The 26,792-nt window shown below is 65.4% G+C and carries 25 protein-coding genes; 16 read left to right on the forward strand and 9 right to left on the reverse strand.

The annotated features are described in order from the left end of the window. The first annotated feature begins 10 nt into the window (after positions 1-10). Positions 11-1,651, forward strand: a complete 1,641-nt coding sequence (locus GORHZ_RS12875) for an AMP-binding protein (RefSeq protein WP_006333658.1) — start codon at positions 11-13, stop codon at positions 1,649-1,651. Between the two features lie 29 nt (positions 1,652-1,680). Here GORHZ_RS12875 and GORHZ_RS32225 read toward each other — a convergent pair whose 3' ends face one another. Next, a complete protein-coding gene (locus tag GORHZ_RS32225; RefSeq protein WP_373279601.1) occupies positions 1,681-2,034 on the reverse strand; it encodes a hypothetical protein in 354 nt (117 codons plus the stop codon). Between GORHZ_RS32225 and GORHZ_RS31600 the strand changes: the two genes are divergently transcribed. Continuing rightward, positions 1,945-2,208, forward strand: coding sequence for a hypothetical protein (locus GORHZ_RS31600; RefSeq protein ID WP_373279602.1), 264 nt, complete (start codon positions 1,945-1,947; stop codon positions 2,206-2,208). The two genes, GORHZ_RS32225 and GORHZ_RS31600, sit on opposite strands and share 90 nt — an antisense overlap. A 128-nt stretch (positions 2,209-2,336) precedes the next feature. On the opposite strand, the gene GORHZ_RS12885 is transcribed toward GORHZ_RS31600, so the two are convergent. Beyond that, entirely contained in the window at positions 2,337-3,794 is a 1,458-nt protein-coding gene (locus GORHZ_RS12885) for an aldehyde dehydrogenase (RefSeq protein WP_006333660.1), read from the reverse strand. Positions 3,795-3,986: 192 nt separating this feature from the next. Here GORHZ_RS12885 and GORHZ_RS12890 point away from each other — a divergent pair, with 192 nt between their 5' ends. The 11 genes from GORHZ_RS12890 (at position 3,987) to GORHZ_RS12940 (ending at position 12,799) form a co-directional block, all read left to right on the forward strand. After that, positions 3,987-5,255, forward strand: a complete 1,269-nt coding sequence (locus tag GORHZ_RS12890; protein WP_006333661.1) for an aromatic ring-hydroxylating oxygenase subunit alpha — start codon at positions 3,987-3,989, stop codon at positions 5,253-5,255. Positions 5,256-5,257: 2 nt separating this feature from the next. Beyond that, complete coding sequence (locus GORHZ_RS12895; RefSeq protein ID WP_006333662.1) at positions 5,258-5,587, forward strand: hypothetical protein; 330 nt, start codon at positions 5,258-5,260, stop codon at positions 5,585-5,587. Next, complete coding sequence (locus tag GORHZ_RS12900; RefSeq protein ID WP_006333664.1) at positions 5,584-6,834, forward strand: metal-dependent hydrolase family protein; 1,251 nt, start codon at positions 5,584-5,586, stop codon at positions 6,832-6,834. The genes GORHZ_RS12895 and GORHZ_RS12900 overlap by 4 nt, the downstream gene beginning before the upstream one ends. A gap of 70 nt (positions 6,835-6,904) precedes the next feature. After that, positions 6,905-7,354: a MarR family winged helix-turn-helix transcriptional regulator gene (locus tag GORHZ_RS12905; RefSeq protein ID WP_006333667.1), complete on the forward strand. Its 450-nt coding sequence runs from the start codon at positions 6,905-6,907 to the stop codon at positions 7,352-7,354. A 111-nt stretch (positions 7,355-7,465) separates the two neighbouring features. Further along, positions 7,466-8,566, forward strand: a complete 1,101-nt coding sequence (locus tag GORHZ_RS12910) for a ferredoxin--NADP reductase (RefSeq protein ID WP_006333671.1) — start codon at positions 7,466-7,468, stop codon at positions 8,564-8,566. Between the two features lie 37 nt (positions 8,567-8,603). Then, positions 8,604-9,344: an SDR family NAD(P)-dependent oxidoreductase gene (locus GORHZ_RS12915; protein WP_174347206.1), complete on the forward strand. Its 741-nt coding sequence runs from the start codon at positions 8,604-8,606 to the stop codon at positions 9,342-9,344. Positions 9,345-9,398: 54 nt separating this feature from the next. After that, entirely contained in the window at positions 9,399-10,667 is a 1,269-nt protein-coding gene (locus GORHZ_RS12920) for an aromatic ring-hydroxylating oxygenase subunit alpha (protein ID WP_006333676.1), read from the forward strand. Beyond that, complete coding sequence (locus GORHZ_RS12925) at positions 10,664-10,999, forward strand: hypothetical protein (RefSeq protein ID WP_006333678.1); 336 nt, start codon at positions 10,664-10,666, stop codon at positions 10,997-10,999. The genes GORHZ_RS12920 and GORHZ_RS12925 overlap by 4 nt, the downstream gene beginning before the upstream one ends. 52 nt (positions 11,000-11,051) lie before the next feature. Then, on the forward strand, positions 11,052-11,897 hold the full coding sequence (locus GORHZ_RS12930; RefSeq protein ID WP_006333681.1) for a TauD/TfdA dioxygenase family protein: 846 nt from the start codon (positions 11,052-11,054) through the stop codon (positions 11,895-11,897). A 45-nt stretch (positions 11,898-11,942) separates the two neighbouring features. Next, positions 11,943-12,257 carry a hypothetical protein gene (locus tag GORHZ_RS12935; protein ID WP_006333683.1) on the forward strand — a complete coding sequence of 105 codons (315 nt, stop codon included), beginning with the start codon at positions 11,943-11,945 and terminating at the stop codon, positions 12,255-12,257. A 62-nt stretch (positions 12,258-12,319) separates the two neighbouring features. After that, entirely contained in the window at positions 12,320-12,799 is a 480-nt protein-coding gene (locus GORHZ_RS12940) for a carboxymuconolactone decarboxylase family protein (protein ID WP_051998864.1), read from the forward strand. A gap of 78 nt (positions 12,800-12,877) precedes the next feature. Here GORHZ_RS12940 and GORHZ_RS12945 read toward each other — a convergent pair whose 3' ends face one another. Beyond that, positions 12,878-14,545 carry a cation:proton antiporter gene (locus GORHZ_RS12945; protein WP_006333688.1) on the reverse strand — a complete coding sequence of 556 codons (1,668 nt, stop codon included), beginning with the start codon at positions 14,543-14,545 and terminating at the stop codon, positions 12,878-12,880. Between the two features lie 85 nt (positions 14,546-14,630). Next, entirely contained in the window at positions 14,631-15,143 is a 513-nt protein-coding gene (locus GORHZ_RS12950; RefSeq protein ID WP_006333689.1) for a flavodoxin domain-containing protein, read from the reverse strand. A gap of 163 nt (positions 15,144-15,306) precedes the next feature. Here GORHZ_RS12950 and GORHZ_RS12955 point away from each other — a divergent pair, with 163 nt between their 5' ends. Further along, positions 15,307-15,807: a nitroreductase/quinone reductase family protein gene (locus GORHZ_RS12955; RefSeq protein ID WP_051998865.1), complete on the forward strand. Its 501-nt coding sequence runs from the start codon at positions 15,307-15,309 to the stop codon at positions 15,805-15,807. A gap of 92 nt (positions 15,808-15,899) precedes the next feature. Further along, positions 15,900-17,078 carry a TDT family transporter gene (locus GORHZ_RS12960; protein WP_083877287.1) on the forward strand — a complete coding sequence of 393 codons (1,179 nt, stop codon included), beginning with the start codon at positions 15,900-15,902 and terminating at the stop codon, positions 17,076-17,078. A 75-nt stretch (positions 17,079-17,153) separates the two neighbouring features. Here GORHZ_RS12960 and GORHZ_RS12965 read toward each other — a convergent pair whose 3' ends face one another. From GORHZ_RS12965 to GORHZ_RS12985, 5 genes are read right to left on the reverse strand one after another with little or no spacing between them, the layout of a single operon-like run. After that, positions 17,154-17,930, reverse strand: a complete 777-nt coding sequence (locus GORHZ_RS12965) for a TetR/AcrR family transcriptional regulator (RefSeq protein WP_006333692.1) — start codon at positions 17,928-17,930, stop codon at positions 17,154-17,156. A gap of 31 nt (positions 17,931-17,961) precedes the next feature. Further along, positions 17,962-19,509: an FAD-dependent monooxygenase gene (locus tag GORHZ_RS12970; protein WP_006333694.1), complete on the reverse strand. Its 1,548-nt coding sequence runs from the start codon at positions 19,507-19,509 to the stop codon at positions 17,962-17,964. Next, the gene (locus GORHZ_RS12975; protein WP_006333696.1) at positions 19,506-21,278 is read right to left on the reverse strand and encodes a (2,3-dihydroxybenzoyl)adenylate synthase; all 1,773 of its coding nucleotides are present in this window, start codon (positions 21,276-21,278) and stop codon (positions 19,506-19,508) included. The genes GORHZ_RS12970 and GORHZ_RS12975 overlap by 4 nt, the downstream gene beginning before the upstream one ends. Beyond that, the gene (locus tag GORHZ_RS12980; protein ID WP_006333698.1) at positions 21,275-23,596 is read right to left on the reverse strand and encodes a hydantoinase B/oxoprolinase family protein; all 2,322 of its coding nucleotides are present in this window, start codon (positions 23,594-23,596) and stop codon (positions 21,275-21,277) included. Before GORHZ_RS12980 ends, GORHZ_RS12975 begins: the two co-directional genes overlap by 4 nt. A 2-nt stretch (positions 23,597-23,598) precedes the next feature. Next, a complete protein-coding gene (locus tag GORHZ_RS12985) occupies positions 23,599-25,722 on the reverse strand; it encodes a hydantoinase/oxoprolinase family protein (protein ID WP_006333706.1) in 2,124 nt (707 codons plus the stop codon). Between the two features lie 217 nt (positions 25,723-25,939). On the opposite strand from GORHZ_RS12985, the gene GORHZ_RS12990 reads away from it, so the two are divergent. Beyond that, the gene (locus tag GORHZ_RS12990; protein WP_006333714.1) at positions 25,940-26,755 is read left to right on the forward strand and encodes a maleate cis-trans isomerase family protein; all 816 of its coding nucleotides are present in this window, start codon (positions 25,940-25,942) and stop codon (positions 26,753-26,755) included. The last annotated feature ends 37 nt before the right edge of the window (positions 26,756-26,792 follow it).

The following is a 26,792-nucleotide window of genomic DNA, read 5'->3' on the forward strand; positions in this document are numbered from 1 at the left end:
AGGAGACATCATGGAGCTCAGCACCTCGTATTGGCCGGCCGTACCGAGTTCTGGTGTTCGGGACATCACGTTGCCCGGACTCCTCCGGGAAGGTGCCGCCGTGGCGCCCGACCGGGTGGCGCTGGTCGATGCGGTACCCGAGCCGTCGGAACGTCGGTCGTGGACGTACGCGGAGCTTCTTCGTGACACGGAACGTTATGCGCGGGCGCTTCTCGCCGACTTCGCGCCCGGGGACCGCATCGCGGTCTTTGCCGCCAACAGCGGCGACTGGGTGATCCTGCAGCAAGCCATCGCCATGGCCGGAATGGTCGTGGTAGCAGCCAATCCCGCGTATCGCCGAGATGAGCTGGCCTACGTTCTGCGTCATTCTGGGGCCGTCGCGATCTTCTATCAGCGCTCCTACCGGGGTGCGGACCTGAACGCCATCGTTGATGCCGCCCGCGCGGACGTCGGTACGGTGCGCATGGCCGTACCCGATGACGAGTGGTGGCAGTACGCGGAGCAGAGTGACCCCGGGGTCGGCCTGCCCGATGTCGCACCGATGGACCCGGTTCAGATCCAGTACACGTCGGGGACGACCGGGTTCCCGAAGGGTGCGCTGTTGCACCACAAGGGAATTGTCAACGAGGCCACCTTCGTCTTCGAACGTGCGGGAATGGCAGATGGTGGCGTCTGCGTCAATGCGATGCCGATGTATCACATCGGTGGCGGAGCGGTCACCGAGCTCGGCACCCTCTCGGCCCACGGGACCTATGTCGTGTTGCCGGGATTCGATCCGGCAGGGGTTCTCGAGGCGTATGAGACATATCGAGGCACGCATGGCCTTCTCGTGCCCACGATGCTGATCGCTCTGCTGGACCACCCGGACAGTGCGACCCGCGACCTCTCGAGCATGCAGACGGTCTTGTCGGGGGCAGCGACGGTACCCGAGGCGCTTGTGCATCGGGTCACGGAGGAGTGGGGCTGCAATTTCTCGATTCTCTTCGGCCAGACCGAGATGCACGGCGTGATCAGCCAGACGAAGGTCACCGACAGTGCAGAGGACCAGGCGCGGACCGTCGGTCGGCCGCTGCCCGAGCTGGAGGTCCGGTTGGTCGATCCGATCACCGGCGCTGTTGTGGCCCTTGGCGAGCAGGGTGAGATTTGTTGTCGCGGTTATCAGAACATGCTGGGCTACTTCGACATGCCGGAGGAGACTGCTGCGACGATCGACGCGGACGGGTGGTTGCACATGGGTGACCTCGCGACGATGGACGAGCGTGGATTCCTGAAGATCACCGGTCGGCTGAAGGAGATGATCATCCGCGGCGGCGTCAACATCTACCCGCGCGAGATCGAGGACATGCTCTTCGAGCATCCCGACGTGCACGACGTGGTGGTCGTCGGTGTGCCCGACGACTACTGGGGTGAACAAATCGGTGCAGTGATCTGCCTGCACGATCCGTCCCGGCACATCGATCCCGACGACCTCAAGGCGTGGTGCCGCGAGAGGATTTCCGCGCACAAGGTTCCGTCGATGTGGTTTTTCGTGGACTCGTTTCCGATGACTCCGTCGGGCAAGATCCAGAAGTTCAAGATCCGCGACCAGATCGCTGCCGGTGAGATCGTTGCGGACAAGGTGACCAGCGTCAGTCCATCGGGTGTCCGGTGAGCTGCGCGGATTGACGACGGTGCGGCTGACTACCGATCGTGGTCGTGATCGTCTCCGATGAGCCGATCGAGCACCTCGGTCGTCGCCTCCGCGGCAAGAGAGAAGGGTTCGAGTACCGTGTCCGCACTGCCGCGCGGAGCCGCAACGCGTCGTCGGGATGGTGGGCCGTCATGGCGATGTGGCCCTGGTAGTGGTGGTGTTTGAGCGCGTGGAGCAGGGTGAGGTTGGCGTCCATCGCGGGGATCGTGCTGATGATGAACGTCGCGCGCGACAACGGGCAACGATTCCAGGAAGTGGAGATCCGTCGCGCTGCCGTAGACCGCGGTGATCCCGGGGCGCTGATTCGACGCCAACCGATGTGGGTCGAAGTCGACCGCGAGGATCCGACGTCCCCCGGAACTGCACTGGTCGGCGATGTGCCCGCCCGAACCGGCCGAGGCCTTCTCCGACGATGTCGGAACCGTCACAAACTGCCACGAGAACTCCGCATCCTCGATGAGATTCCGCGCAACACGACCGGCAAGGTGCTCACACACGTGCTCCGCGACCACGCGTGAACTCAGATCCTCGCCCTGCGCCGCGCCACCAGATCGCGCGAACTCTGGTGGTCACCGATCGTCGTCGGTGCGATCGACGTCGACGAGACGCGCACGAGTCCCCGAGTGCCTCGCGCTGACCCGCTCGTCTACGCCGGCCGAGTCGATGTCACCGAGATCGACTTCGTGATCAGGTACTCCTCGATCCCTTCGCGACCGAGTTCGCGTCCGTATCCGCTGCACTTGACACCGCCGAAAGGTGCGACGGGGTCCATCGCGTATCCCTGATTGACGCCAAATGTGCCGGTGCGGATCTGGGCGGCGATGGCCAGTCCATGATCGACATCCTCGGTCCAAACGGACCCCGCGAGCCCGTACTCCGAATCGTTGGCGATGCTGATGGCCTCCTCTTCGCTGCCATAGGTGATGACCGTGATGACCGGGCCGAAGATCTCCTCGCGCGCAATCTGCATCGAGTTGTGAGCTCCGCTGAACAGCGTGGGTTGCACATACCAGCCCCTGTCGATGCCGTCCGGCATCTCCGGACCACCCAGAATCAGTTGGGCGCCTTCACGTTTTCCCGATTCGATGTAGCCGCGTACTCGTTCCTGTTGGCGTCGGGACACCAGGGGACCGACCTGGGTGTCGGGATCGCGTGGATCGCCGATGACCATCCGACCCATCTCTGCGGCCAGCGCATCGACGAACTCGCCGGCCCGGTCGGTGGGAACGAGGACGCGGGTGAGGGCGTTGCAGATCTGGCCGCTGTTGGACAGGCTCGCGGTGCGGACGCCGGCCGAGACGGTGGCCGGGTCGGCGTCTGCGAGGACGATGGCGGCCGATTTGCCCCCCAGCTCGAGGCTGACGGGGCGTAGGTCTGCTCCGCACACGCCGGCGATGCGGCGGCCCGCGGCCGTGGATCCCGTGAAGGACACCTTGTCGACCCCGGGATGGGAGACAAGGTGCTCGCCGACCGCGGCATCTCCCGGTACGACGCTGACGATTCCCGGTGGCAGGTCGGCCTCGTCGATGATCCGGGCCAGCAGCAGGGCGTCGAGCGGCGACTCGGCTGCGGGTTTGAGAACAACGCTGCACCCGGCGAGCAGAGCCGGTATCAACTTGGTCGTGATCAGGAACTGCGGCATGTTCCACGGCACGATTGCGGCCACCACGCCGACCGGCTCCTTGCGCACATGGACGTCGGGGCCGAAGAACCCGTGTCGGGTCTCACGCCACGTGAGGCTTTCGGCAAGTGCGGCGAATGCACTCATCATCGCGAGCGGAAAGGCGACCTGAGCTCGCCGGGAGAAGGAGATCGGCGCCCCGATCTCGCTGGTGATCGTCTCGGCCATCTCGGATTGGCGCGCAGCATAGACCTCGACCAAACGTTTTATCGCACTGACTCTTTCGGAGGGGTCCGCCTGCGACCAATCGCCTTTCTCGAACGAGGCCCGGGCCGCCGCGACCGCCGCGTCCACATCTGCTGGTCCGGCGACGGCGACGCGTGCGACGCAGGCTTCGGTGTGCGGGCAGATCACCTCGATCTCGTCATCGAGGCTCGGTGCCGTCCAGGTTCCGCCGATGAACAACTCGGTTTCGTGCTGCACGTGTGCTCCTCCTGTGCCGACCTGGAATGAATATCAACTACTTGCGATTGTGATCTGGAGCATATACCGTCAGCGGAGCAGATCCCAGTCAGCCGACGACCGGAAGCGGTGCCATTTCGGGTCGGTTCGGAGCCGGTTGGCTACGGTTCACCACGTTGCCGTCTTCGGCCCGAGGCCATCAGGAGTAGCGTCATGGCACGATTTCCCAAGCCGCCAGAAGGAAGCTGGACCGAGCATTATCCCGAGTTGGGCACCGCCCCGGTGTCGTACGAGGATTCGGTCAATCCGGAGATCTACGAGCTGGAACGTACGGCGATCTTCAAACGCGCATGGCTCAATGTCGGTCGCGTCGAACAGATCCCGCGCAAGGGTAGTTATTTCACCAAGGAAGTCGCCGCGGTCAACACCTCGATCATCGTGGTCCGCACCCGCGGCGACGAGGTCAAGGCATTTCACAACGTGTGCCGGCACCGCGGCAACAAGTTGGTCTGGGACGACATGCCGCAGGAGGAGACCAGCGGGACGTGTCGACAATTCACCTGCAAGTACCACGCGTGGCGGTACAACCTCGACGGTGACCTGACGTTCGTCCAGCAGGAGGGCGAGTTCTTCGATCTCGACAGGTCCCGGTACGGCCTGGTGCCGGTGCACTGTGAGGTGTGGGAAGGCTTCATCTTCGTCAACTTCGCCAAGGAACCCGAGCAATCGCTGACGGACTTCCTCGGGCCCATGATCACCGACCTGGCCGGCTACCCCTTCGACAAGATGACCTCACGCTGGCACTATCGGTCCGAGGTCAAGGCGAACTGGAAGCTCTACATGGACGCGTTCCAGGAGTTCTACCACGCCCCGGTATTGCATGCGAACCAGACGCCGACCGCTTTCTCCAAGGCCGCCGCCGAAGCGGGATTCGAAGCCCCGCACTATCGGATCCAAGGCCCACATCGTCTGGTGAGCACCTCTGGTATCCGTGCCTGGGAGTTGGACGCCTCCATGCGTAAGCCGATCGAAGACATATGTCAGAGTGGGCTTTTCGGGCCATGGGAGAAGCCAGATCTGGGGCCGATGCCGACTGGGCTCAATCCGGCGAGATGTGATCCATGGGGCCTGGATTCATTCCAGCTGTTCCCCAACTTCACGATCCTGTTCTGGGGGCAGGGGTGGTACCTCACCTATCACTACTGGCCGACGTCCTACAACACCCACATCTTCGAGGGCACGCTCTACTTCCCGCAGGCACGAACCCCCCGCGAACGAGTCGGCCAAGAACTGGCCGCGGCGTCGTTCAAGGAGTACGGACTCCAGGACGCCAACACGCTCGAGGCCACGCAGTCGATGCTCGAGACCCGCATCCTCGACAAGTACCTCCTCTGCGATCAGGAGATCCTCATTCGACACCTGCACAAAGAAACGGCGGAGTGGATCGCGGACTATCAGCGCACAGCGGAAAAGGCGGTTTGATGATGACTACTTTGCTGCCACCCGAGTTCGAGGACCTCGAGCAATTCTCCGACTGGTGTCTCGAGACCGAGAGCGAACGTTACGCCAAACGGCTCGCCTCGACGATGGTCGAAATACAGGCCTTCTACGACGTGATCACTGCACGCGCCGAGGAAGCCCTGAGCTATTGCGACAAATTCCCGCTCGACGATCTTCCGGACGACGTGCTCAACCTCATGCACATGCTGTACTCGATGGTCACGGTGTCCTTCGCCGTGGAGTCCTGGGCACAACCCCGGGTACCTGATTCGGGCGCGACCTGGCTCGAGTGCGACGCCGAACCGGTGCCGTGACGAACCCTCCCACGATCGTCACGGCCCAGCGGTGGGCCGACGTCGACGCCGGAGTGGTTCGTCGCGACGCGGTCGTGGTGGTCGAGAGCGACCGCATCACAGCGGTGAATCCTTCGGGGCCGCTGCCTGATACGGCCACCACCATCGACCTCGGCGATGTGACGCTGCTGCCGGGTCTGATGGACATGGAACTGAACCTGCTCATCGGCGGTCCCGGCGGTCCCGATGGCCTGCCGTCGCCGATGCACGGGGTTCAGGACGACCCGGCATACCGGACGCTGCGCGGTGGGATCAATGCCCGATCCACACTGGAGGCGGGATTCACCACGGTTCGCAATCTCGGTCTGATGGTGAAGACCGGCGGATACCTCCTCGACGTCGCGCTGCAGCGCGCGATCGACCAGGGCTGGTATCCCGGGCCACGTATCGTTCCGGCCGGGCACGCCGTCACGCCCTACGGGGGGCACCTGGATCCGACGGTGTTCCAGAGGATGGCGCCGGGCGTCATGCCGCTGAGCGTCGGTGAAGGTATCGCCAATGGAGTGCCGGATGTGCAGGCATGTGTGCGCTACCAGATCAGGCACGGTGCCAAGGTGATCAAGGTGTCCGCGTCGGGTGGGGTGATGTCGCACAGCACGTCGCCGGGCTCGCAACAGTATTCCGACGCGGAGTTCGAGGCCATCGCCGACGAGGCCCATCGCGCCGGCCTGCGAGTGGCGGCTCATGCGGTCGGAGACAGCGCCATCCGAGCATGCATCCGCGCGGGGATCGACTGCATCGAGCACGGATTTCTGGCCAGCGATGACACGATCCAGATGATGGCAGATCACGGAACATTCCTCGTGTCGACGACGAGTCTGACCGACGAGATGGCAGTGGATCGCATCGCACCTGAACTCCGGCGCAAGGCCGAAGAGGTCTTCCCGCGCGCGAAGTCGATGTTGCCCAAGGCGATTGCCGCAGGTGTTCGCATAGCGTGCGGCAGCGATGCGCCGGCCATCCCGCACGGCCAGAACGCCAAGGAACTCTGCGCGCTGGTCAAACGTGGCATGACGCCGATGCAGGCCATTCGGGCAGCAACCGTGACGAGTGCCGAGCTGATCGAGGCCGACCATGAGCTGGGTCGTCTGGCCCCCGGGTACTTCGCCGACATCATCGCCGTGCCCGGTGATGTGTCGGCCGATATCGGGTCGACACTGGACGTGCGCTTCGTGATGAAGGATGGGAAGGTTCATCGCCGGCCATAGCGGTCGCGTGCTTGCTGTGAGCTACCGTCGAACTTGAGAACAAGTGACACGGCCGACGACGGAGGCGCGCATGGAACTGACAGAGAACATCCTCTGGCTCCTCAAACAGGCCTTCTACTACTCGCTGACCAGCGTCAACGAGGCCGTCAGTCAAGACGGTGTCACGACCGCGCAGATCGGTGTCCTCCGCCAGCTGAGCGAGGAGCCGGGGCTGTCGGCAGCCGAACTCGCCCGACGCCTGTTGATCACCCCGCAGGGCGTGCAGGTTGCGCTCACCGCGCTGGAGCGTCGGGGACTCGTCGAGCGCCGACAAGATCCTCATCACGCCCGCATCCTGCAGTCTTACCTGACCAAGGAGGGGCGCAAGGTCGCGAAAAAGGTCGTTGCCGATGCGCTGGAAGCGCATGCGAAGGTGTTCGGAGTCCTGACCACCGACGAGCAGAAGACACTGCGCGAACTGCTCTCCCGCGTTGTGGAACAGGGAACCGGCCAGACCTTTCGGGCCGACCATGTGACCTGACAATCGACCTGTTGATATCGCCAGACTCACCCGCAAGCCGAGTGACAAGTACTTGATACATGTCGCAAGTACTTGATACTGTGGTTTGCGTAGTCGGAGACGGGAGGCGACATGACGCACGTAACCGCGCAGGAAACGCCTGCCCACGAGGTCGAAACCACACTCGCGGGTGCCGATCGGGTGTCCCGACAGAACGGCGACCGCTTCCGGGCCCTGCGCGTCAAAGGTGTTGTGTGTGAGACGTCCGATGCCGTGTCGCTCGTTCTCGACGTACCCGCCACCGACACGATGCAATTCCGTTACCGGGCAGGTCAATTCATCACAATCAATGTCGAGGTAGGCGGTTGCGAGTACTTGCGGTGTTATTCGATGTCGTCGTCACCGCTCGTCGGGAAGGACCTCCGCATCACCGTCAAACGTGATCGCGATGGTGTGGTGTCCAATTGGATCAACGATCACGTCCAAGTCGGCGACCAGATCTGGGCTGCGCGGCCATCGGGACGGTTCGTGCTGGCCGAGACCGCTGCCGACCTGGTGGCCTTCGCGGGCGGGAGTGGTGTGACGCCGGTGTTCTCACTGATCTCCGCGGCACTGCAGGGCACCACGCGCACCGTGCGCCTCTTCTATGCCAATCGCAGCCGGGATTCGGTGATCTTCGGTGACGCACTCGATGATCTGGCCGTCCGCCATCCCGGCAGACTCGTGATCCACCACCACTTCGACGAGGATTCCGGTCTGGTGACGGGGGATGCGATCACTTCCTTTCTGGCTGATGTCGGCACCGACGCCGATCACTACATCTGTGGTCCATCCGCCTTCATGGACACCGCGGAGTCGACCCTCGCCGCAGTCGGAACATCCACTGACCGGATACATCTGGAGCGATTCTCCGCTGCCGTGCCGGCATTCGATGCCGACTCCGATGTCTTCGGGTCCACGACGACCGAGGTGACGATCCGGCTCGATCGGCGAACGACCACAGTTCCGTATCGGACGGGACACACCCTGCTGCAGTCCGCTCGTTCGGCCGGACTGCGCGCACCGTCCTCCTGTGAAACAGGTTCGTGTGCAACATGTATGGCGCGGGTCATCGAGGGCAGCGTGCGGATGCTGAACAACGATGCGCTCGACGACGACGAGGTCGCGGAAGGCTACATCTTGACCTGTCAGTCGGTGCCGACCAGCCCGACCATCAGCGTGGTTTACGAATAGGAGTGTTGCCCATGACATCGGCGAGGTGGACGCGATGATGAAGGTTGCCGTGGTGACCGGCGGAGCGTCGGGAATGGGGGAAGCCACCTGTCACGAACTGGGACGTCGCGGCCACCGTGTCGCGGTTCTCGACATCGACGAGAGCGGTGCCCAGCGAGTCGCCGAAGACCTCCGGGCACAGGGTGTCACGTCGATCGGAATCGCCGCCGATGTGACGAAGCGACCCTCGGTCGACGAGGCATTCGCCAAGGTGCGCAGCGAACTCGGCCCCGTCGGCATTCTGGTCACCAGCGCGGGTCTCGTCGGTTTCGCGCCGTTTCTCGAACTCACCACCGATGCATGGACGCGACTCCTCGACGTGAACCTGACGGGTACATTTCACTGCTGCCAGGCAGCGCTGCCGGACATGGTCGACGCAAACTGGGGCCGGATCGTCATGATCTCGTCGTCGAGCGCACAGCGAGGATCGCCGGGCATGGCGCACTACGCCGCCGCCAAGGGCGGCGTGATCAGTCTGACCAAGTCGTTGGCGCGTGAGTTCGCGCTCCAGGGGATCACCGTCAACAACATTCCGCCCTCGGGTATCGAGACGCCCATGCAGCATCGCTCGCAGGAGGCAGGACATCTGCCGTCGAACGAGACGATGGCCGCGAACATCCCGGTCGGTCATCTCGGCACCGGTGACGACATCGCCGCTGCTGTCGGGTTTCTCGCGTCGGACGAGGCGGGCTACATCACCGGACAGGTTCTGGGTGTGAACGGGGGGTCGATTCTGTGACCGACATCGGCTGCCGACCATACGGCAAGAGCGTGGATTGACGAGGAGGTTCTCGTGGGACGATGGCCAAAACCCCCGGAGGGGTCATGGACCGAGCACTACCCCGAACTGGGGACGGGTCCGGTGTCCTTTCGTGACTCGATATCGAAGGAGTTCTACGATCTCGAACGTGAGGCCATTTTCAAGCGGGCATGGCTGAATGTGGCACGGGTCGAGGAGGTGCCTGAACCCGGCAGCTACGCGACCAAGGAGATTGAAGTGGCTGCCGCATCGGTTCTCCTGGTCCGAGGCGAAGACAAACGAATTCACGCGTTCTACAACATCTGTCGGCACATGGGTAACCAGTTGATGTGGAACGATTTCCCCGACAGGGAAGTGTCCGGTCGGTGCGACCAACTGACCTGCCGCAGATGTGGCTGGAGCTGGTCGCTCGACGGATCCCTCGCACACATTCCCGACGCAACCACGGGTCCCGCATTCGCGCCGGCAGACTATGCGTTGAGTCCGGTGGCGTGCGATATCTGGAACGGCTTCGTCTTCATCAACTTCGATCCGCAGCCGAAGCAGGGGCTGCGAGACTTCCTCGGTCCGATGATCACCGCTCTCGACGACTACCCGTTCGACAAACTCACCGAACGCTATGAGTGGGTCGCCCACAACAACAGCAACTGGAAGATCTTCGCCGACGCCTTCCAGGAGTACTACCACGTCCCGTCGCTGCACTCCCAGCAGGTTCCGCCGGCGGTCCGTGTTCCGAACGCGGAGTTCGAGTGCGGACACTTTCAGATCGACGGTCCACACCGCCTGGTCTCCACGGCCGGGACGCGTCGCTGGCTCCTACCGCCCGAGTACATGTATCCCATCGAACTGGCAACGCACAGCGGACTCGTCGGGCCCTGGCACACACCAGATCTGGGGCCGCTCCCGCCGGGCCTGAATCCCGGCGGGATCGAACCATGGGGTATCAGCAACTTCCAGATCTTCCCCAACACCGAGATCCTCATCTACGGCGGGTGGTATCTGCTCTACCGATACTGGCCGACGTCCTACAACACCCATCGCTTCGAGGCCTACACCTTCTTTCATCCTGCCCGTACAGTGCGCGAGCGGGTCGAACACGAGGTCGCCTCCGTGGTCCTGAAGGAGTTCGCGCTCCAAGATGCCGGCATGTTGGGCGGCACACAGGTTGCGCTGGAAACGGACATCGTCGACGACTATCCCCTCAGCGACCAGGAAGTCCTGGTACGCCATCTGCACAAGGTCACCGTGGACTGGGTGACCGAATACCGGCAGGAAAGCGCGACCGCGGGGGTCCGCGCATGACCGAGACCATGCTGCCCTCTGCTTTCGCAGAGTTGGAGGAGTTCGCGCCGCAGTGGTGCCTGGCAACCGAAGCCGAACGCTGGGACAAGCGGATCTCGAGCACCATGCCCGAAATGCAGACGTTCTATGACGCGGCGTTCCCCCGTCTGGAGGAGGCGATCGACCACTGCGACAAGTTCGCGTTGGATGACCTCCCCGACGACGCCCTCAACCTGCTCCGCCTCATCTATTCGGTGGTGATGGTCGCCATGTCGGTCGAGATCATGCATCAGCCGGCACCGGTTGACGCTGCAGATGCGGTCATGGACCGCATCTCGGCGCCCATGCCATGAGCGCACAGTCTCGTGTTTCGCCTTGATCAACCGTAAGAAAGGACGCCCAACGATGAGTCTGATCACCATCAACAAACTCACCGACACCGTGGGAGCCGAGGTGTCGGGGATCGACTCCGATCGGCTCGCCGGCGACGACTCGATCGGTGACGCCATCCTGGAAGCCCTGGAAGACAACGGAGTTCTCGTGTTCCGTGGTCTGAACCTGGAGCCGGAAGCCCAAGTCGCGTTCTGCCGCCGGCTCGGCGACGTCGACCACAGCGCCGACGGTCACCACCCCGTGCCCGGCATCTACCGGATCTCCCTGGACCCCAACAAGACCTCCAGCGCCTCCTACCTCAAGGCGACGTTCGATTGGCATATCGACGGCTGCACCCCCGCCAACGGCGAGTTCCCGCAACGTGCCACCGTACTGACCGCGGTGCACGTGGCACGACAAGGCGGCGAAACCGAGTTCGCCAGCGCATACGGCGCGTATGAATCGCTCAGCGACGCCGACAAAGCCCGCGTCGACGACCTCCGGGTGGTGCACTCGCTCGAGGCCTCCCAGCGCAGGGTCACGCCCGATCCCAGCCCGGAACTGCTGGCTCGATGGCGTGCCCGCCCGACGCATGAGCATCCGCTGGTGTGGCAACACCGGAGCGGCCGAAAGTCGCTGGTACTCGGAGCGTCGACCGACCACATCGTCGGAATGGACCTCGAGGAAGGCCGAGCCCTGCTCGCCGAACTCCTGGAGCAGGCGACCACCCGCGACAAGGTGTACAGCCATGAGTGGTCCGTGGGGGACACCGTCATCTGGGACAACCGCGGTGTGCTTCACCGAGCGGCTCCCTATGAACCCGATTCACCCCGAGAAATGCTCCGCACGACTGTCCTCGGCGACGAACCGATCCAATAACACGTCAACGATCCACCTCCGCACGTAAACAAACAGGAGAATCGTATGTCTCGTTCCCTGCTCTTCGTCGAAACCAAGCCTGCCTCTGCCGAGCAGGTGAGTGATTACCACAAGTGGCATGACGACGTGCACATCCCCGAGATGCTCGAGATCGACGGATTCGTGTCGGCGCGTCGATGGCAACCCGACGGTACCGACACGTTCATCACCCTCTATGAGATCGACACCGACGTGGAGACGGCCAAGGCCAACCTCAAAGCGGCCTTTCAGTCGGGACGGATGTCACCGCCGGTCGCCGTGGATACCGACACGCCCGCGATCATGCGGTACCTCGACCTGATCAGTGAGGCGTCACGCTGAGTACGTCGACACGACTCGCGCCGCTCCCGGTCGAGGAATGGGATGACAGCGTGCGCACGGCCATGGCCGTGCTGCTGTCTCCCGAGCGGATCAACCCGCGCGACGCGGGCGAGTTGCTTGCGACTCTGGTACGCAATCCCCCTCTGGCAGAGGCATATCTGACGTTCAACGCATACCTGCTGCGGCAGTCGACGCTCTCTGCTCGTTATCGGGAGATCGCGGTTCTGCGAGTCGTCCACCGGCAGCGGTGTGGCTACCTGTGGACACACCACGTGCCGATCGCCCAGTCTGCAGGGTTGACCATGGACGATCTGGCGGACATCGCGACAGGGCACATGCCCGCGACGGCCGACCGGCTGGTGATCACGGCGACCGACGAACTCCTGGACCGGGCGCAGATCTCCACAGGCACCTGGGATGCGCTTGAGAAGTGGCTTGACGAGAGGCAACGAATGGATCTCGTCTTCGTCGTCGGCTGCTACGGATTGTTGGCCACTGCGGTCAATACGTTCGGGGTGGGGGAGGAACCCGCAGTCACGTGAGGACCTGTCCGGTGGCCGTCTGAGATGTCGAACTCGTCGGAGTCGCGAACCGATCGGCCCCCCTGGAGTCGGCGGCGTCTACCGTACCGGCCCGTTGTCCCGACCGTGGTCGTGATCGTCCCCGATGAGCCGGTCGAGCACCTCGGTGGTCGCCTCCGCAGCGAGCGAGAACGGCTCGAGTACCGTGTCCGCGCCGGCCGCACGGAGCCTCTCCGCGTCGTGGGGATGGTGGGCCGTCATGACGATGTGCCCCTGGTATCGATGGTGCTTCAGCGCGTGGAGCAGGGTGAGATTGGCATCCATCGCGGGAATCGTGCTGATGATGAAGCTGGCGCGCGCCAGCGGCAACGACTCCAGGAAGTGGATGTCTGTCGCACTGCCGTAGACGGCGGTGATCCCGGGGCGCGCATTGGACGCCAACCGATGCGGATCGAAGTCGACCGCGAGGATCCGACGGCCCCCGGAACTGCACTGATCGGCGATGTGGCGGCCGAACCGGCCGAGGCCGTAGAGGATCGCATCGACGTCGCGCTCGGATTCGGTGAGTTCCCTGCTCCGGGCCGACGTCCGGTCGAGGACGCCCAGGAACCGCTCGAGGCGTTGGTAGAGCCGATGCGAGAACGGGATGAGGTACGCCGATCCGCCGATGGTGATCAGCGCGACCATCGTGATGAGGCTCGAGGTGGTGTTGGTGATGTGGCCCAGCCCTACACCGATCGCGGCGAGGATCAGCGAGAACTCGGAGATCTGACCCAACGGCACGCCGGTCATGAAGGAGACCTGCGGGGGATAGCGCTGCACGGTCATCAGCAGCATGATGATCAGCGGTTTCGCAATCAGGACGAACAGTGAGAAGACGACCACTTCGATGATGTGCCCGGAGGCGTCGGCGAAGTCGAGTCCGGCGCCGAGATCGAGGAAGAAGAACAGCAGCAGGAAGTCGCGCAGGCTCACCAGACGGGCACCGAGCGCATCACGGTACGGAGTGGCCGCCAGCGATATCCCCGCGAGGAACGCGCCGACCTCCGAACTGAACCCGAGGCTCTCGGTCACCGCGGCCGCCGCGATCGCGTACGCGACGGCGAACAGCACGAGCAGTTCCTGTGACCGGGCGACATGATGCAGCAGCCACGGAAGGATGAACCGCATCAGGATGCCGACCCCGGCCAGCAGCGCTATCCCTTTCACGAACACCAAGGCGACGGCGACCGCCATCGAATCGTCGGTCTCCTGACCGAAAGCGTTGATCGCGATCATCACGATCACCACCACCAGGTCCTGCACGATCAGGATGCCGACCGCGATCCGGCCGTGGAGTTGCTCGATCTCGCGGGTGTCGGACAGCAACTTGACGATGATGATCGTCGACGAGAAGGTCACCGCCAGCCCGATGTAGAGCGCCGCGACCGCGCTGGTGCCGAACCCGAGCGCCAGCAGGAACCCGAGAACCGCCGTGGCCACCACCTGCCCGATACCGGTGATCAGGGCGACCGGCCCGGTGGTGCGGATGAGATTCATGTCCAGCCGCAGGCCGACGAGGAACAACAGGATGGCGATGCCCAGTCGGGCGAGCAGTTCGATCGTGTCGTTGGTGACCACCCACCCGGCGCCGGTCGGGCCGACGACGATACCGACGCCGATGAACGCGACGATCATCGGTTGCCGGAGCTTGGTGGCGATCAGACCCGCGAGCGCCGCGATCGACAGGATGACCGCGATCAGAGCGAAATCGTGCAGTTGCACCACGCTGGAAACACTTCTTCCTGGACGGGTTTACGACCCGTCAAACTTATCGCGGGGCACCGGTGGGTAGCCCGACGGTCCGACCCCGCTAGGCGGTTGAGGCGGAAGTGGCCAGAGTGGCGGCGATCTCGCGTGCCCAGGCGTCGATGGCCTCGGGGTCACGGCCGTCCCGGTCGGGGACCCTCAGGGCTGCGGCGACGAGCTTTTCGAACAGGCCCAGCGACGATCGGTCGAGTCTGCCCGGAAAGGTGCGATGCTCGCGTGCCCACGGAGCGGTCACCGGCGAACGTGCGCTTTCGCGGACGGACTCGTCGGTGTCGACCGGTCCGCTGGAGAAGAGCCACACGGGAATGGCGTGAAGATGGTGCTCGGCGCCGCCGATCAGCCGACGGGCGCTCGCGAGCCATCGGCCGAAATAGACCGCACTCCCGATGATCGCGGCGTCATAGCCGTCGATGCTGTCGATGTCCGCGGCGTCGACCACGTCGACCTGGTGGTCGATGCCGTCTGCCCGCAACGTCTCGGTGATCGTCGACCCGATCTGTCTCCCGATCTCGCGTGTGGCACCGTGCCTGCTCGCCGTGGCCACCAGTATGCGCATCTCAACTCCCGAACTCGTCGATACTCCACCCTTGAGTCAACCTCGGAGGAGGTCCTGCGGCCAGGGAACATGGCCGTTGAACGGGTGGGCCGAAGGTCCGCTGCCCCGCAGGGTGGGACGATCGCCTCTGGTGTTCCGAGCGCGTCTGCGGTGCCATGGAGATATGACTGGTCGCCTGATGTCGGAGGAACTGAGGACCCGGATCGAACACGAGATCGACACGAGATCCGTCTCCTTCGGTGTCTGGCTCCTCCGACGGACGCGTGGCAAGATCACTCGGCTGTGGCACCGCCGCGCCATCGTTCTCACCACCACCGGCCGGCGGTCCGGGCGTTTACGCAACGTGGTGGTCCAGGTCTTCGAAGACGCCCCCGATCTGTACGTCGTGGCGGCGAACAGCGGACTGCCGAAGCCTCCAGCCTGGTATTTCAACCTTCGGGCCGACCCGCACCTCACGGCGGAACTCGACGGGCGCCCACTGCGGTTGCGGGCCGAGTTGCTCCCGGAGCGCGAGGCGGCCGAGCGCTGGCAGTGGATGCTGGGCATCGCACCGGACTACGACCGCTACCAGGAGCGACTCGGCCGGGTTCCACCGATTTTCCGACTGGTCACCGACGAGCAAGGCGACACGGCCGACCAGGGCGCCGCGGACCAGTACGGCTGAACTGAACCGACCGCGGGTCACAAGTTGTCCTTGTGACCCCACAAGGGCAACGCGTCTTCCCGGGCGGGGCGGTTGAGCGCACCCTCGGATGCATGGTCTTGACGACAGAACACCCCGGGCCCACCGGTCGCGGTCTGCACTCGCCGATCGCTGAGCGGCAAGGCCCGCGACGGCGTCTACTCGCAGAACTCGATCGTCCCGGGCAGGTCTTCGAGCACATCACGCCCAACTGGTTCGCCTCGGTGATGGGGACCGGTATCGTGGCGACGGCCGCGGCGTCGTTGCCGGTGCAGCCGCCCGGTTTGCGTCTGTTCGCCACCGCCCTGTGGTTGTTCGCATCCGTCGCCCTGGTGCTGTTGACCGTTGCGTTCGCGGTGCATTGGCTGCGGCATCCGCAGACCGCGAAGATGTACGCGGCGCACCCGGTCATGTCCCAGTTCTATGGCGCCCCGGCGATGGCGCTGCTGACCGTGGGGGCGGGCACGATGCTCATCGGGGTCGACGTCGTGGGAACCGGTGCGGCGGTCGCCATCGACGGATTCCTGTGGTGTGCAGGCACCGCGCTGGGCCTCTTCACGAGTGTGTGGGTGCCCTACACCATGATGACCTCGCATTCGCGCGAGGACGTGATCGCCCTGCCGGCGTGGCTGATGCCGATTGTCCCTCCGATGGTGTCGGCGACCACGGGTGCGTTCCTGATCCCCCACGTGCCGGAGGGGCAGTGGCGACTCGGGCTGTTGTCGGCCTGCTATGCGCTCTTCGGGCTGAGCCTGTTCCTGGGCATGATCACCATGACACTGATCTACTCCCGGCTCGTACACGGCGGTGCGCCGGTCGCGCAGACCGCACCCACGGTGTGGATCACGCTGGGCATGATCGGGCAGTCGGTCACCGCGGTCAATGTGCTGGCGGTGCAGTCCGCCACGGTGTTCACCGGCGACGAGGCCTATATCGCTCTCGGGCTGCACGTGTTCGGGATCGTCTACGGGCTCGCCATGGGTGGGTTCGGTGTCGCGATGTTCGCGCTCGCTACGTCGATCACCGTCCGAGCCGTTCGTCGAGGCATGCCGTTCGCACTGACGTGGTGGAGCTTCACGTTCCCCGTGGGTACGTGCGTCACCGGGATGAGTGCTCTGGGGGCCGCGCTGGGCAGTGGGCCGGTCCGGGTCCTGGCGATCCTCCTCTACGTCCTGCTCATCGGTGCCTGGGCGACGGTGGCGGCGAAGACTCTCCGTGGCACGGCGTCCGGCCGAACCCTGCTGCCTGCGTGAGGTGCGCCGAATGCCCGGATGCGGGGTGGGAGTTACTGTTCGGCAACAGGACTCGGCGACATGGCGCCGGATCGATCAGGCGTCCCGGTCGGGCCGAGTGATGAAACGCTCCAGGTAGTCGAGATTCTGGCGCACCATCTCGATGGCGTGCGCAGGTCCCTCGCCGCCGTCCGGGATGGTCTCGGCCGCGACCGAGCGCACCGCCATGTCGGCGAGTTCGGACGCCGTGGTGTCGCTGCCGGGCGTGCCCGGCCGGTGCCACCACGCGATCCAGTTGAGCATGCCGATGATGCCGAGTGCGGCCGTGCGAGAGTCGGTCGGCCGCATCTCACCCGCGTCGATCCCCGCGTCGATCACGCTGCGGAACTCCCTGAGCACCTGCCGTCGACTCTGTGTGTAGGACTCGGCCAGCGATTCGGGCAGCTCGGCCTCCGACCTGATGAGGACTCGGAACCGGTCGCGGGTCTCCATCTGATGCAGCGCGATCGACGTGGCCATCTCTCGCAGCTTCGCGGTCGGTGTCATCCCACTGCGTTCGTTGATCGTGTGCAGGAGATTGGCTGGGCCCTCGGCGATCTCACTGACGAGCCGTTCGAACAGCTCGTCCTTGTTGGCGACGTAGTGATAGAGCGCTGGTCGGGTGAGGCCGGTGGCATCGGCGATGTCCTGCAGGGTGGTGCTGGCGAAACCGCGCTCGGCGAACAGGCGGGTGGCCTGCTCCATGATCTCCTTCTCCACGAGCTCGCGACGCGGATTGCTTCGTCCGGTCGCACCCTGACGCACCGTCGAGGACTTCTCGCCGCGGGGCGCTGCCGCGCCCGGGGCCGCACCACCGGTCTCCTCTGACGCCATAGGCGAAGGATAGCGGTGAGGCATGGTCGGGTCATCGAGACGTGGCCGTCGTGAGCGAAACGAGATGGGTGCGGGCGCTCACGAGGCCGGCCACCAGGTCCGAGTGGTTCGCATGTGGAGCCTCGACGATGATGAGCGCATCTGTAGTGTGGGTCAGCCGTTCGGCGAGATCGAGCCGGGTCAGCACCGCGGTCCGGGTGTCGTCGCCGGTGAGCCAGATGGCGCGGCACTCCGGTGGGTCGGCCACGAGCGCGTCGGCGTCCGGCGACCAGGCGGACCCCATGCGCACGTCGACGATCTGCGTCTCCGGATCGTCGTGCAGCGTGGGCTGGGCGCGACGCGATGCGAATTGCTGCCCGCGGTGGTCGAGGGGCTGCCGCAGAACCCACGCCTCGATTCCGTTGGCGCCTGGGACCTCCTCTGCCGACACGCCCGCGTAGGCCGCGAGTCCCCGTCGGGCGACGTCCGGTGCGTACTCGAGGAAGTGCTCGACAGAAACCTTCCCGGCGCGGGTCATGTAGGCCAGCATGAGCTGCTCGACCGGAAGGTCGGTGCGTGCCGGGAACGACTCCCACCACAGCTCGCTGCGCACCGCGATCTCCTGCAGGTACTCGACATCGGGACGCCGCACGCGCTCGTAGGTGTCGAGGGCGTCCTCGAGCGTGGCGGCCGAGGCGATCGCGCGGTCGAGCGCGATCGCATCCTCCATCGCGAGCTTGGTGCCCGAGCCGATCGAATAGTGCGCGGTATGGGCGGAGTCGCCGAGCAGGACCACGTTCCCGGTGTGCCACCGCTCGCACGACACCGTGCGGAATCGCATCCACCGCGTGCGGTTGCCGATGAGCGGATGCCCGTCGAGGGCCTCGACGAACGCGTCCTGCAGGTACTTCAGGGACTTCTCATCGCTGTCCTGCGGCGCCGTCTGATCGGTCGTGACGTCGAATCCCGCATTGCGCCAGGTGGTCTCGTCGGTTTCGATCAGGAAGGTGCTGCGGTCGGATGCGTACGGATACGCGTGGGCCACGAAGGTGCCGTGTTCGGTGGTGACGGGGGTGAACACCGCGCTGGGCAACGCGAAATCCGTTCCGCACCAGAGGTAGAGGCCGGCGCCGGTGTCGATGTGGGGACGGAAGTCGTCGATGAGATCCTGCCGGGCGGCGCTGTTGATACCGTCGGCGGCGATCACCAGGTCCGCGTCGACCTCGGCCGGCCGGCGGCGTTCCCCGAAGCGCAACTCGACGCCCGCGTGCCGCGCGTGTTTCTGCAGCACGGCGAGCAGGTCGGTGCGGCCGATGGCGAGCAACTCGCCATGCGAGATCCGCGCCACGTTCCCGTTCACCTGCATCGACATCTCGTGTGGCCAGGAGGCGTCCACTATCTCGTCGAGCGATGCGGAGTCCGCGTCCCGGAGGTTGCGTTGGGTCCGTGAGGCGAGGCCGACGCCGAAACCGAAGGTGGTGTCCGGGGAACTCTGTTCGTAGACGACGACGTTCGCGTCGGGGTGGCGGAGTTTGAGCAGGCGGGCCGCGTACAGGCCGCCGGGTCCGCCGCCGAGGACCGCGATGCGGGTGAGTTTCATGATGTCCGATCTTCGTCTGTCAGGGCCACGTTCTCGTCGATGACCTTGGTCTCGATGTCCCGACGTAGCCGCTTCTTGTCGACCTTCCCCACGTTCGTCTGGGGCAATTCGGATAGCCACTCGATGCGTTCGGGCCACTTGTACTTCGCGACGCCGAGGCCTGCGAGATGATCTTGTATGTCGCGCAACGTGAGTCGCTCATTGTCGGTGGGCACGAGGTATGCGCAGGCCTTCTCGCCCAGCCGCACGTCGGGCATGGCCACCACCGCGGCGGTGGCCACCGCGGGATGACGAACCAGGAGCAGTTCGATCTCGCCGGCGTTCACCTTCTCGCCGCCTCGGTTGATGACGTCCTTGATGCGCCCCTCGATGCTCAGGTAGCGCACACCGTCGATGACGGTCATCTTGGCGAGGTCGCCGGTCCGGTAAAAGCCCTCTGAGGTGAAGGCGATCGCGTTGTGGTCTGCGGCGTCGAAATAGCCGCGGATCGTATACGGGCCCCGGCAACACAATTCGCCGATCTGCTCGTCCGGTACCGGCGTCTCCGATCCGGGTTCGAGGATGCGGATCTCGTCGTCGTCGGCTATGGGGGTGCCGACGGTGGTCTGCCGGGCCCGCGCCGGTGCGTCGCGAGGTGTCACCGTGAAGAGCCCCTCGGACATACCGAACAGCTGTACCGCGCGCCGCCCGTCACCGGAGTCGGCCCGCGCGAACAGTTCCGCTCCCACCTTCGCGCCCGACAGCACCACGGTGCGCAGATGTACTCGTGCCCTGTCGAATTCGGGCAACTCAAGTGCCTGATAATGCCCGTGGCCGATCAGGACGTCGGTGGCCCGGCTCCGGTCCATCAGTGCGAACGCCGACCGCGCGTCGGCGGTCGCCAGCACCAGACAGGCCCCGACCGAATGCGCGGCGTGCAGTCCGCAGCTGATACCCGCGTTGTGGATGATCGGGATCAGGTGGGCCACCCGGGTGTCCTCGGTCCAGCCGAGGCTCTGCGCGTACCAGAGCGCGTTATTCCAGTACTCGCCGTGCAACCGGGGGATCACCTTGGGAGTGCCGGTCGTACCGCCGGACAGCTGGAAAGCGACCACATCGGTCGGTGTGATGTGGCGTTCGATCTGTTCGACGAGTTGGCGCGCCACCGAATCCCCGACATCGACGCCCAGGGACTCGAGTCGGCTCTCCGCCGGTGCTGCTCCGCCGCCGGTCCCGGTGATCGACAATGCTTCCGGCGCGGGTGCGCCGACCGTGATGACGTGCCGCATGGTCGGATGGCCGACACCGTGACCGAGCGCGAAGCCGATCAGATCGAAACTGCCACCGGCCTCGACGATGTGCGCAACCGCGCCGATCTTGCGGCTGATGTCGGAGATCTCGTGGCGGCGATGCGCGGCGAGTGTCGCGACCGGGATCAGTCCTGCCTTGACGCACCCATACCACGCCACCACGGTGTCGAGTCGGTTGGTGAGCTGGAAGATCACTGGGTCGCCAACCTCGAGGCCGAGCCCGATCAGGCCGGCGGCCACTCGATCGGTGCGGGCGTCGAGTTCGGCGTAGGTCATCGCCGCGTGTGCGGTGATCACCGCGGGACGGTCGGGGAACCGCGTGGCGATGTTGTGGAAGCTGCGTCCGAGCGGCTCCCGACGCCAGGCGCCGTCGGCGAGGTAGGTCGCCACCCGGTCGGGCGGGTACCGGACGAGTCGCCCGTCCCCGTCCGACAGGGCGCCGTGCCCGGCGCCGGGAAGGTGCGTGTCGGTCGACGTCATCGGGCGGCCACCGCTGGGAGCAGGCGGGTCAGGTCGGCGAGATGGTCGGGGTGATCGGCGGGGACGATGCCCGAGTACACCGCGGTCCAGCAACCGGGACAGCACTGCTGGCGGAAGACGACCGGGGTGTCGACATACTGGGCCGGATCGGAGGTCACCTGTGGACCGGCCGCTGTCGAGGGTCCCTCGAATCGGGCGAGGTCGAGTTCGCCGGTGCGGGCGTCCCCGAGCTTCCGGCCACAATGTGCGCACCCGACGAGATGGTCACCGTCGACTGTCACCTCGACGAGGTTGTCGTCGAGGCGCCGCGCGAGCGACAGGTCGAGCATGACGGCCTCGGAACCCGATGTCGTCGAACGGTTTCGGCGCTCCTCCCGCATGGTGTCCCGCGTGCGCCGGGTCGCGTCCTCGTCGAGGACTCCGCCGGTCACCAGCACGCCGTAGCCGGCGCGCGCGCCCTCAGGGGTGACCTTGCCATTGCGCACGTCCGCGGCCACCGCCGCCGGTTCCCGCAGCAGCGGATCGCCGTAGCCGCCGCCGCCCTGCCAGTGCATGTACAGCACCTCGCCCGGCGCGAGATAGCTCTCCGCGTAGCAGGCGCCGATCTCCTTGGTGCCGCCGAGCTCCTCGATGGAGCCGGGAATCGTTCCGGAACGAAGCAACTCGTCCACCCCCGCCTCGCGGGCGAGGATCTCGAGGCCGGTGTTGCCGGGATAGCCGCCGGCCAAACCCGAGTTCTGTGCGACCGCCTTGCCCGCAGATGCGAACACCAGACCCATGGGCAGGCTTGTCCCGTAGGGGGTGACCGCCAGCGAGGCGCTGACCCCACCCCGATGCCGTCCGGGCCCACCGGAATCGGGCTCCTCGCGGCGCCAGAGGGTGAGCAGCGGATAGAGGAACTCGGTCATCTCGGTGTCGGGGATCCGGCCCATCGGGATGCAGAAAAGGCCGCCGGTGTCCATGCCGTCGGCGACGGGCCGTCCGCCGTAGCCGCCGGCCATCGGTTCCATCAGGATGTTCAGGAACGGTGCGGGCAGTTCGCCGCGCTCGTCGAGCCCGGCAACCACCGCGGTGTCCCAGGTGCCGCAGCACGCCGCCTGCACGCTCTTGCCGAGATCCACCGACCGGTCGAGCATCTGCGACAGGCATTCCGCGACAAGGTTTCCGGTCAGCCAGGCGGGTCCGATCGGCCCGCGGCTCACCGCCGCTGGGAAGGTCGCGTTGTTGATCGTGCCCTCCTCGGAGATCAGGTCGAAACACCGCATCAGCCCACCCGCCGACCACGGGATGTCACCGGCCAGGATCGGCAGCAGGGCGAGCATCACGCCCCCGCGCATGCCCGCGTAGGTGCAGTTGATCACGCCGGTCTGCGGGTCGGTGCCGGTGAAGTCGAAGCTCAGTCGGTCGTCGTGCTTGGTCATCGCGACGGTGATCTTGTGTACGCCACGGTCCCCGGTCTGCGCCTGATCCTGATAACCGGTGGCCTTCCAGGTGCCGTCGGGCAGCGCCGACAGCTTTGTGCGCAAACGAGATTCGGCGTCGTTCATCATGCGCTTCATGACCGCCTTGACGGTATCCGCGCCGTACTGCTCGATCACCGCGACTAGCCGGTTGCGGCCGACGGTGTTGGCGCCGATCTTCGCGCGCAGGTCCAACCCGACGAGCATGGGTACGCGGGACCGCCGGACCCACACGTCGGCCACGTCGCGCTGGAGCTCGAAGTCACGCACCACCTTGATCGGCGGGGTCGGGACCGATTCGGAGAACACATCCGACGCGCCGGGGTCGAACGAGCCGAGACCCGAACCGCCCAGGTCGGGTTCGTGGCAGATCGCGCTGGTCCAGGCGAACAGCTTGCCGTCGTAGAATACGGGCTGGAACACGATGACGTCGCTCTGGTGCAGGCCCCCGCCGACCCACGGATCGTTGCAGAGGAACATGTCGCCCTCGGTGATACCGGGGTTCGTCGCCCGGTTCTGCAGAGTCCAGTAGACGGCCAGGTCGACCGCGCCGACCAGCATCGTGTTGTACAGGCCGACCTGAACCTCTTGTCCCACTTCGTCGCTGATGGCGAAGTCGAAGTCGTTGGCGTCGGTGACGATGGGTGAGCCGGACATCCGTTTGAGGGCTTCGCCCATCTCGTCGGTCACCGACCACAGGCGGTGGCGGATCACCTCGTAGGTGAGCGGGTCGACGGCGTCGATCTGCTCTTGGGTGACGGTGTGGACCGGCAGCGTCGGCGGCAGCGAGCGGTGTAGCACCGCCGGGTCGATCGGACGGCTGGAGAAGCCTTCGGAGCCGGGAATGGGTGCGGTCATGATCAGCGCTCCTGGGCGTTGGTCTGGTCGACGGAGATGGTCAGATTGCCGAGATGGTCGATGGTGCCTGTGGTTCCGGCCGGGACGACGACCGTCGTGGTGGGGACCTCGATGACGGCCGGTCCGGGGATGACGTGTCCCGAGCGTAGTTTCGCGTAGTCGTAGATGTCGGTGTCGACGTAGCCGCGCCTGCCGTCGAGGCACACCTTGCGTACGGCACTGCGGGCGGAGTGGGCATCGCGCGATTCGGCACTCTTCAACTCGGGCAGCTCCGGGGTGAACGGCAGGACGCCGGTGCCCCGCACCCGATAGGTGATGGCCTGGATGCCGGCCTCGCGGAATCCGCTGTCCTTGCCGTAGAGGTCGGCGTAGCGCTGCTCGAACGCATCGGACACCTGGGCCATCTCGGTTGCGCTCAGTGATCCGTCGGGCACCGGGGTGGCCACCTCGGCGAGCTGCATGGTGTAGCGCATGTCGATCTCGCGTTCGATGTCGATGCGCGAGAATGTCAGGCCCTGACGTCCGAGCATCTCGCGGACCTGATCTTCGAGGAGGCGGAAGTTCTCCTCGACGCGCGCCGGATCGAGTGGCATGGCCGCCGGGTCCGAGAGTTCCTTCGCCAGAACGATATCCGACGACGCGAGGCCGTAAGCGGAGAAGGCGGAGGCGACCGGGCCGAGTGGCACGACGACGTCGGTGACCCCGATCTCCTGAGCGTACCGACCGCAGTGCGCGGGGCCGGAGCCGCCGAAGGCGTAGACGATGAAATCACGCGGGTCATGGCCGGCCTCGACCACGGTCTTACGCAACAGGTCTCCGGTCTGTGCGTTCTGCACCTCGTAGATGGCGGCGGCCGCGTCTTCCACGGACAGGCCGAGCGGTTCGGCGATCCGGGTGCGGATCGCCTCGCGGGCCAGGTTCACATCGAGGGCCTTGCGGCCGCCGAGCAGCCCTCGCTCGGGGAGAATGCCGAGGACGAGGTTGGCGTCGGTGTTCGTCGGCTCGGTGCCGCCCTGGCCGTAGCAGGCCGGTCCGGGTACGGCCTGGGCACTGTGCGGACCGATCTGTAGGTTGCCGCCGGCGTCGAGCCACGCGATCGCGCCGCCACCCGATCCGATTGCGTGGACCTCGAGGGTCGGCACGTTGATGGGGTGATGGTTGATGATCGTCGTGGACGATCGGACCGGCTCACCGTCGACGATGAGGCCGGCGAGGAAGGTGGTCCCGCCGGCGTCGGTGGCGATGATGTTGCGGTGGCCGAGCTGCTTGCCGAGCGAGACCGATCCGACGACACCGCCGGTCAGGACCGAGCCGACGGTTGAGATCGCGTTCGAGGGTGCCTCGGCTGCGGCGACCGCGCCGCCGTTGCTCTGCATCACCAGCAGCGGGCCGGCGAGCCGGTGCTCACGCAGGGTCGATTCGAGGTGGCCGAGGTAGCTGCGCAGACCCGGTCCGATCTGGGTGCTCATGATGGTGGTCGCGTTGCGTGCGAACTCGCGGATGCGTGGGCTGACCTCGCTGGAGAGGGACACGAACACCGAACTGTCGATCTCGTGCACGATCTCGCGGATCCGCTGTTCGTGGGCGGGATTGCGGAAGGACCACAGGAGCGAGACGGCGATGGCGGAGATCCCGTCGTCGAGCAGGCGGCGGACCGTTGCACGTACCTCGTCCTCGTCGAGGGCGACGACGACTCGGCCGTCGCGGTCGACGCGCTCGGTGACCTCGAGCGCGTGCCGCTTGTCGACCAGCCCGTGGGACTTGCTCTGCGCGAGGACATTCTGCAGCTGTTCGGGTGAGCGGCCGAGGTAGCGGCCCTCGACGTTCATGATGTAGATCGAGTCGCGGTGCCCCTTGGTGGTCAGGAATCCGACCTCGGGCACCTGGCCCATGACCAGGGCATTGAGGGAACTCGTCGTGCCGTGGGCGATGTGGTGGGTGTCGGCGAGCATGTCGTCGAGGGGCCGTCCGAGTTGGTCGGCAAGGACGTTCAGGACGTCCATGACGCCCTGGGAGTAGTCCGGTGGCGTAGACGGGGATTTGCCGGCGATGATCTGGCCGTCGCCGTCGTCGAGAACTGCATCTGTGAACGTGCCACCGACGTCCACTCCGATCACGTATGCCATTGCGTGTTGACTCCTTGGGGTTCGGTCACCGTGGTGCTTACGCTGGCGTCGATTATTTGACGATGACGGTGATAAGTCAAGGCTGATCTGTGAACAGTGTCACTCAATTCTGCCTCTCCACGTGGGTCCTTGGCCCTTCTACCAGGGGGGTTGACGAATCTTCGCAGTCGTCAAATAATTGTCGTACACGTCAATAATTCGACAGGAAGGTGCAGAAATGACGGAACAGGGCTCGGAGCGTACGACCGTGGACCATCGGATCGGGCTCGTCGTGCCCAGTTCGAACGTGACCGTCGAGACGGAGATGCCGCAGATCCTCGGGCGTCATCCGGGTGCGACGTTCTCGTTCCACTCGACGCGGATGCGGATGCACACCGTCTCGCCGGAACAACTGCGGGCGATGAACGCGCAGCGTGAGCGCTGCATTCTGGAGATCGCCGATGCCTCGCCCGACGCCATCCTCTACGCCTGCCTGGTGGCGATCATGGTCGGCGGGCCGGGCGAGCATCGTCGGGTCGAGTCCGCGGTCGCCGAGCAATTGGCGACCGGGGGATCCGACGCGATGATCCGGTCGAGCGCGGGCGCACTCGTCGAGGGTCTCACCGCCCTCGGTGCCGAACGCATCGCGCTGGTGACCCCGTACATGCGCCCGCTCGCACAGCAGGTGGTGGACTACATCGCCGCCGAGGGCTTCGAGGTGACCGCGTGGTGCGCACTCGAGGTCGCCGACAACTGTGATGTCGGGTGTATCGCGCCCGATCGGGTGATGGCCGCGGCGCGGTCGCTGGATCTCAGCGGTGCCGACGCCCTCGTCATCTCCGCCTGCGTCCAGATGCCGTCGCTCTCGTTGGTCGAGACCGCCGAGCAGGAGTTCGGACTACCCGTGCTCTCCGCGGCGACGTCTGGGGCCTACAGCATCCTGCGTGCGCTGCACCTCCCGGTCACCATCCCGGGCGCGGGCAGCCTGCTACGCGCCGACATGGCACCCGCCGTCGGCGACACCCCACCGGCAACCGAATCCGTGCCGGCCTGAACCGCACCGCGTCGTCGTCAAAACATAGCCACGGAGG

The organism is Gordonia rhizosphera NBRC 16068 (assembly GCF_000298195.1).
Taxonomy (GTDB): domain Bacteria; phylum Actinomycetota; class Actinomycetes; order Mycobacteriales; family Mycobacteriaceae; genus Gordonia; species Gordonia rhizosphera.

Bases quoted from the DNA above. Each gene is read 5' to 3' on its own strand.
- GORHZ_RS12925 (WP_006333678.1), top strand. From the start codon at position 10,664: ATGACCGAGACCATGCTGCCCTCTGCTTTCGCAGAGTTGGAGGAGTTC.
- GORHZ_RS12955 (WP_051998865.1), top strand. From the start codon at position 15,307: ATGACTGGTCGCCTGATGTCGGAGGAACTGAGGACCCGGATCGAACAC.
- GORHZ_RS12910 (WP_006333671.1), top strand. From the start codon at position 7,466: ATGACGCACGTAACCGCGCAGGAAACGCCTGCCCACGAGGTCGAAACC.
- GORHZ_RS12965 (WP_006333692.1), bottom strand. From the start codon at position 17,930: ATGGCGTCAGAGGAGACCGGTGGTGCGGCCCCGGGCGCGGCAGCGCCC.
- GORHZ_RS12950 (WP_006333689.1), bottom strand. From the start codon at position 15,143: ATGCGCATACTGGTGGCCACGGCGAGCAGGCACGGTGCCACACGCGAG.
- GORHZ_RS12940 (WP_051998864.1), top strand. From the start codon at position 12,320: ATGGCCGTGCTGCTGTCTCCCGAGCGGATCAACCCGCGCGACGCGGGC.
- GORHZ_RS12960 (WP_083877287.1), top strand. From the start codon at position 15,900: ATGGTCTTGACGACAGAACACCCCGGGCCCACCGGTCGCGGTCTGCAC.
- GORHZ_RS12970 (WP_006333694.1), bottom strand. From the start codon at position 19,509: ATGAAACTCACCCGCATCGCGGTCCTCGGCGGCGGACCCGGCGGCCTG.
- GORHZ_RS12890 (WP_006333661.1), top strand. From the start codon at position 3,987: ATGGCACGATTTCCCAAGCCGCCAGAAGGAAGCTGGACCGAGCATTAT.
- GORHZ_RS12975 (WP_006333696.1), bottom strand. From the start codon at position 21,278: ATGACGTCGACCGACACGCACCTTCCCGGCGCCGGGCACGGCGCCCTG.
- GORHZ_RS12930 (WP_006333681.1), top strand. From the start codon at position 11,052: ATGAGTCTGATCACCATCAACAAACTCACCGACACCGTGGGAGCCGAG.
- GORHZ_RS12875 (WP_006333658.1), top strand. From the start codon at position 11: ATGGAGCTCAGCACCTCGTATTGGCCGGCCGTACCGAGTTCTGGTGTT.
- GORHZ_RS12980 (WP_006333698.1), bottom strand. From the start codon at position 23,596: ATGACCGCACCCATTCCCGGCTCCGAAGGCTTCTCCAGCCGTCCGATC.
- GORHZ_RS12990 (WP_006333714.1), top strand. From the start codon at position 25,940: ATGACGGAACAGGGCTCGGAGCGTACGACCGTGGACCATCGGATCGGG.
- GORHZ_RS12935 (WP_006333683.1), top strand. From the start codon at position 11,943: ATGTCTCGTTCCCTGCTCTTCGTCGAAACCAAGCCTGCCTCTGCCGAG.
- GORHZ_RS12915 (WP_174347206.1), top strand. From the start codon at position 8,604: ATGAAGGTTGCCGTGGTGACCGGCGGAGCGTCGGGAATGGGGGAAGCC.
- GORHZ_RS12905 (WP_006333667.1), top strand. From the start codon at position 6,905: ATGGAACTGACAGAGAACATCCTCTGGCTCCTCAAACAGGCCTTCTAC.
- GORHZ_RS12985 (WP_006333706.1), bottom strand. From the start codon at position 25,722: ATGGCATACGTGATCGGAGTGGACGTCGGTGGCACGTTCACAGATGCA.
- GORHZ_RS12895 (WP_006333662.1), top strand. From the start codon at position 5,258: ATGACTACTTTGCTGCCACCCGAGTTCGAGGACCTCGAGCAATTCTCC.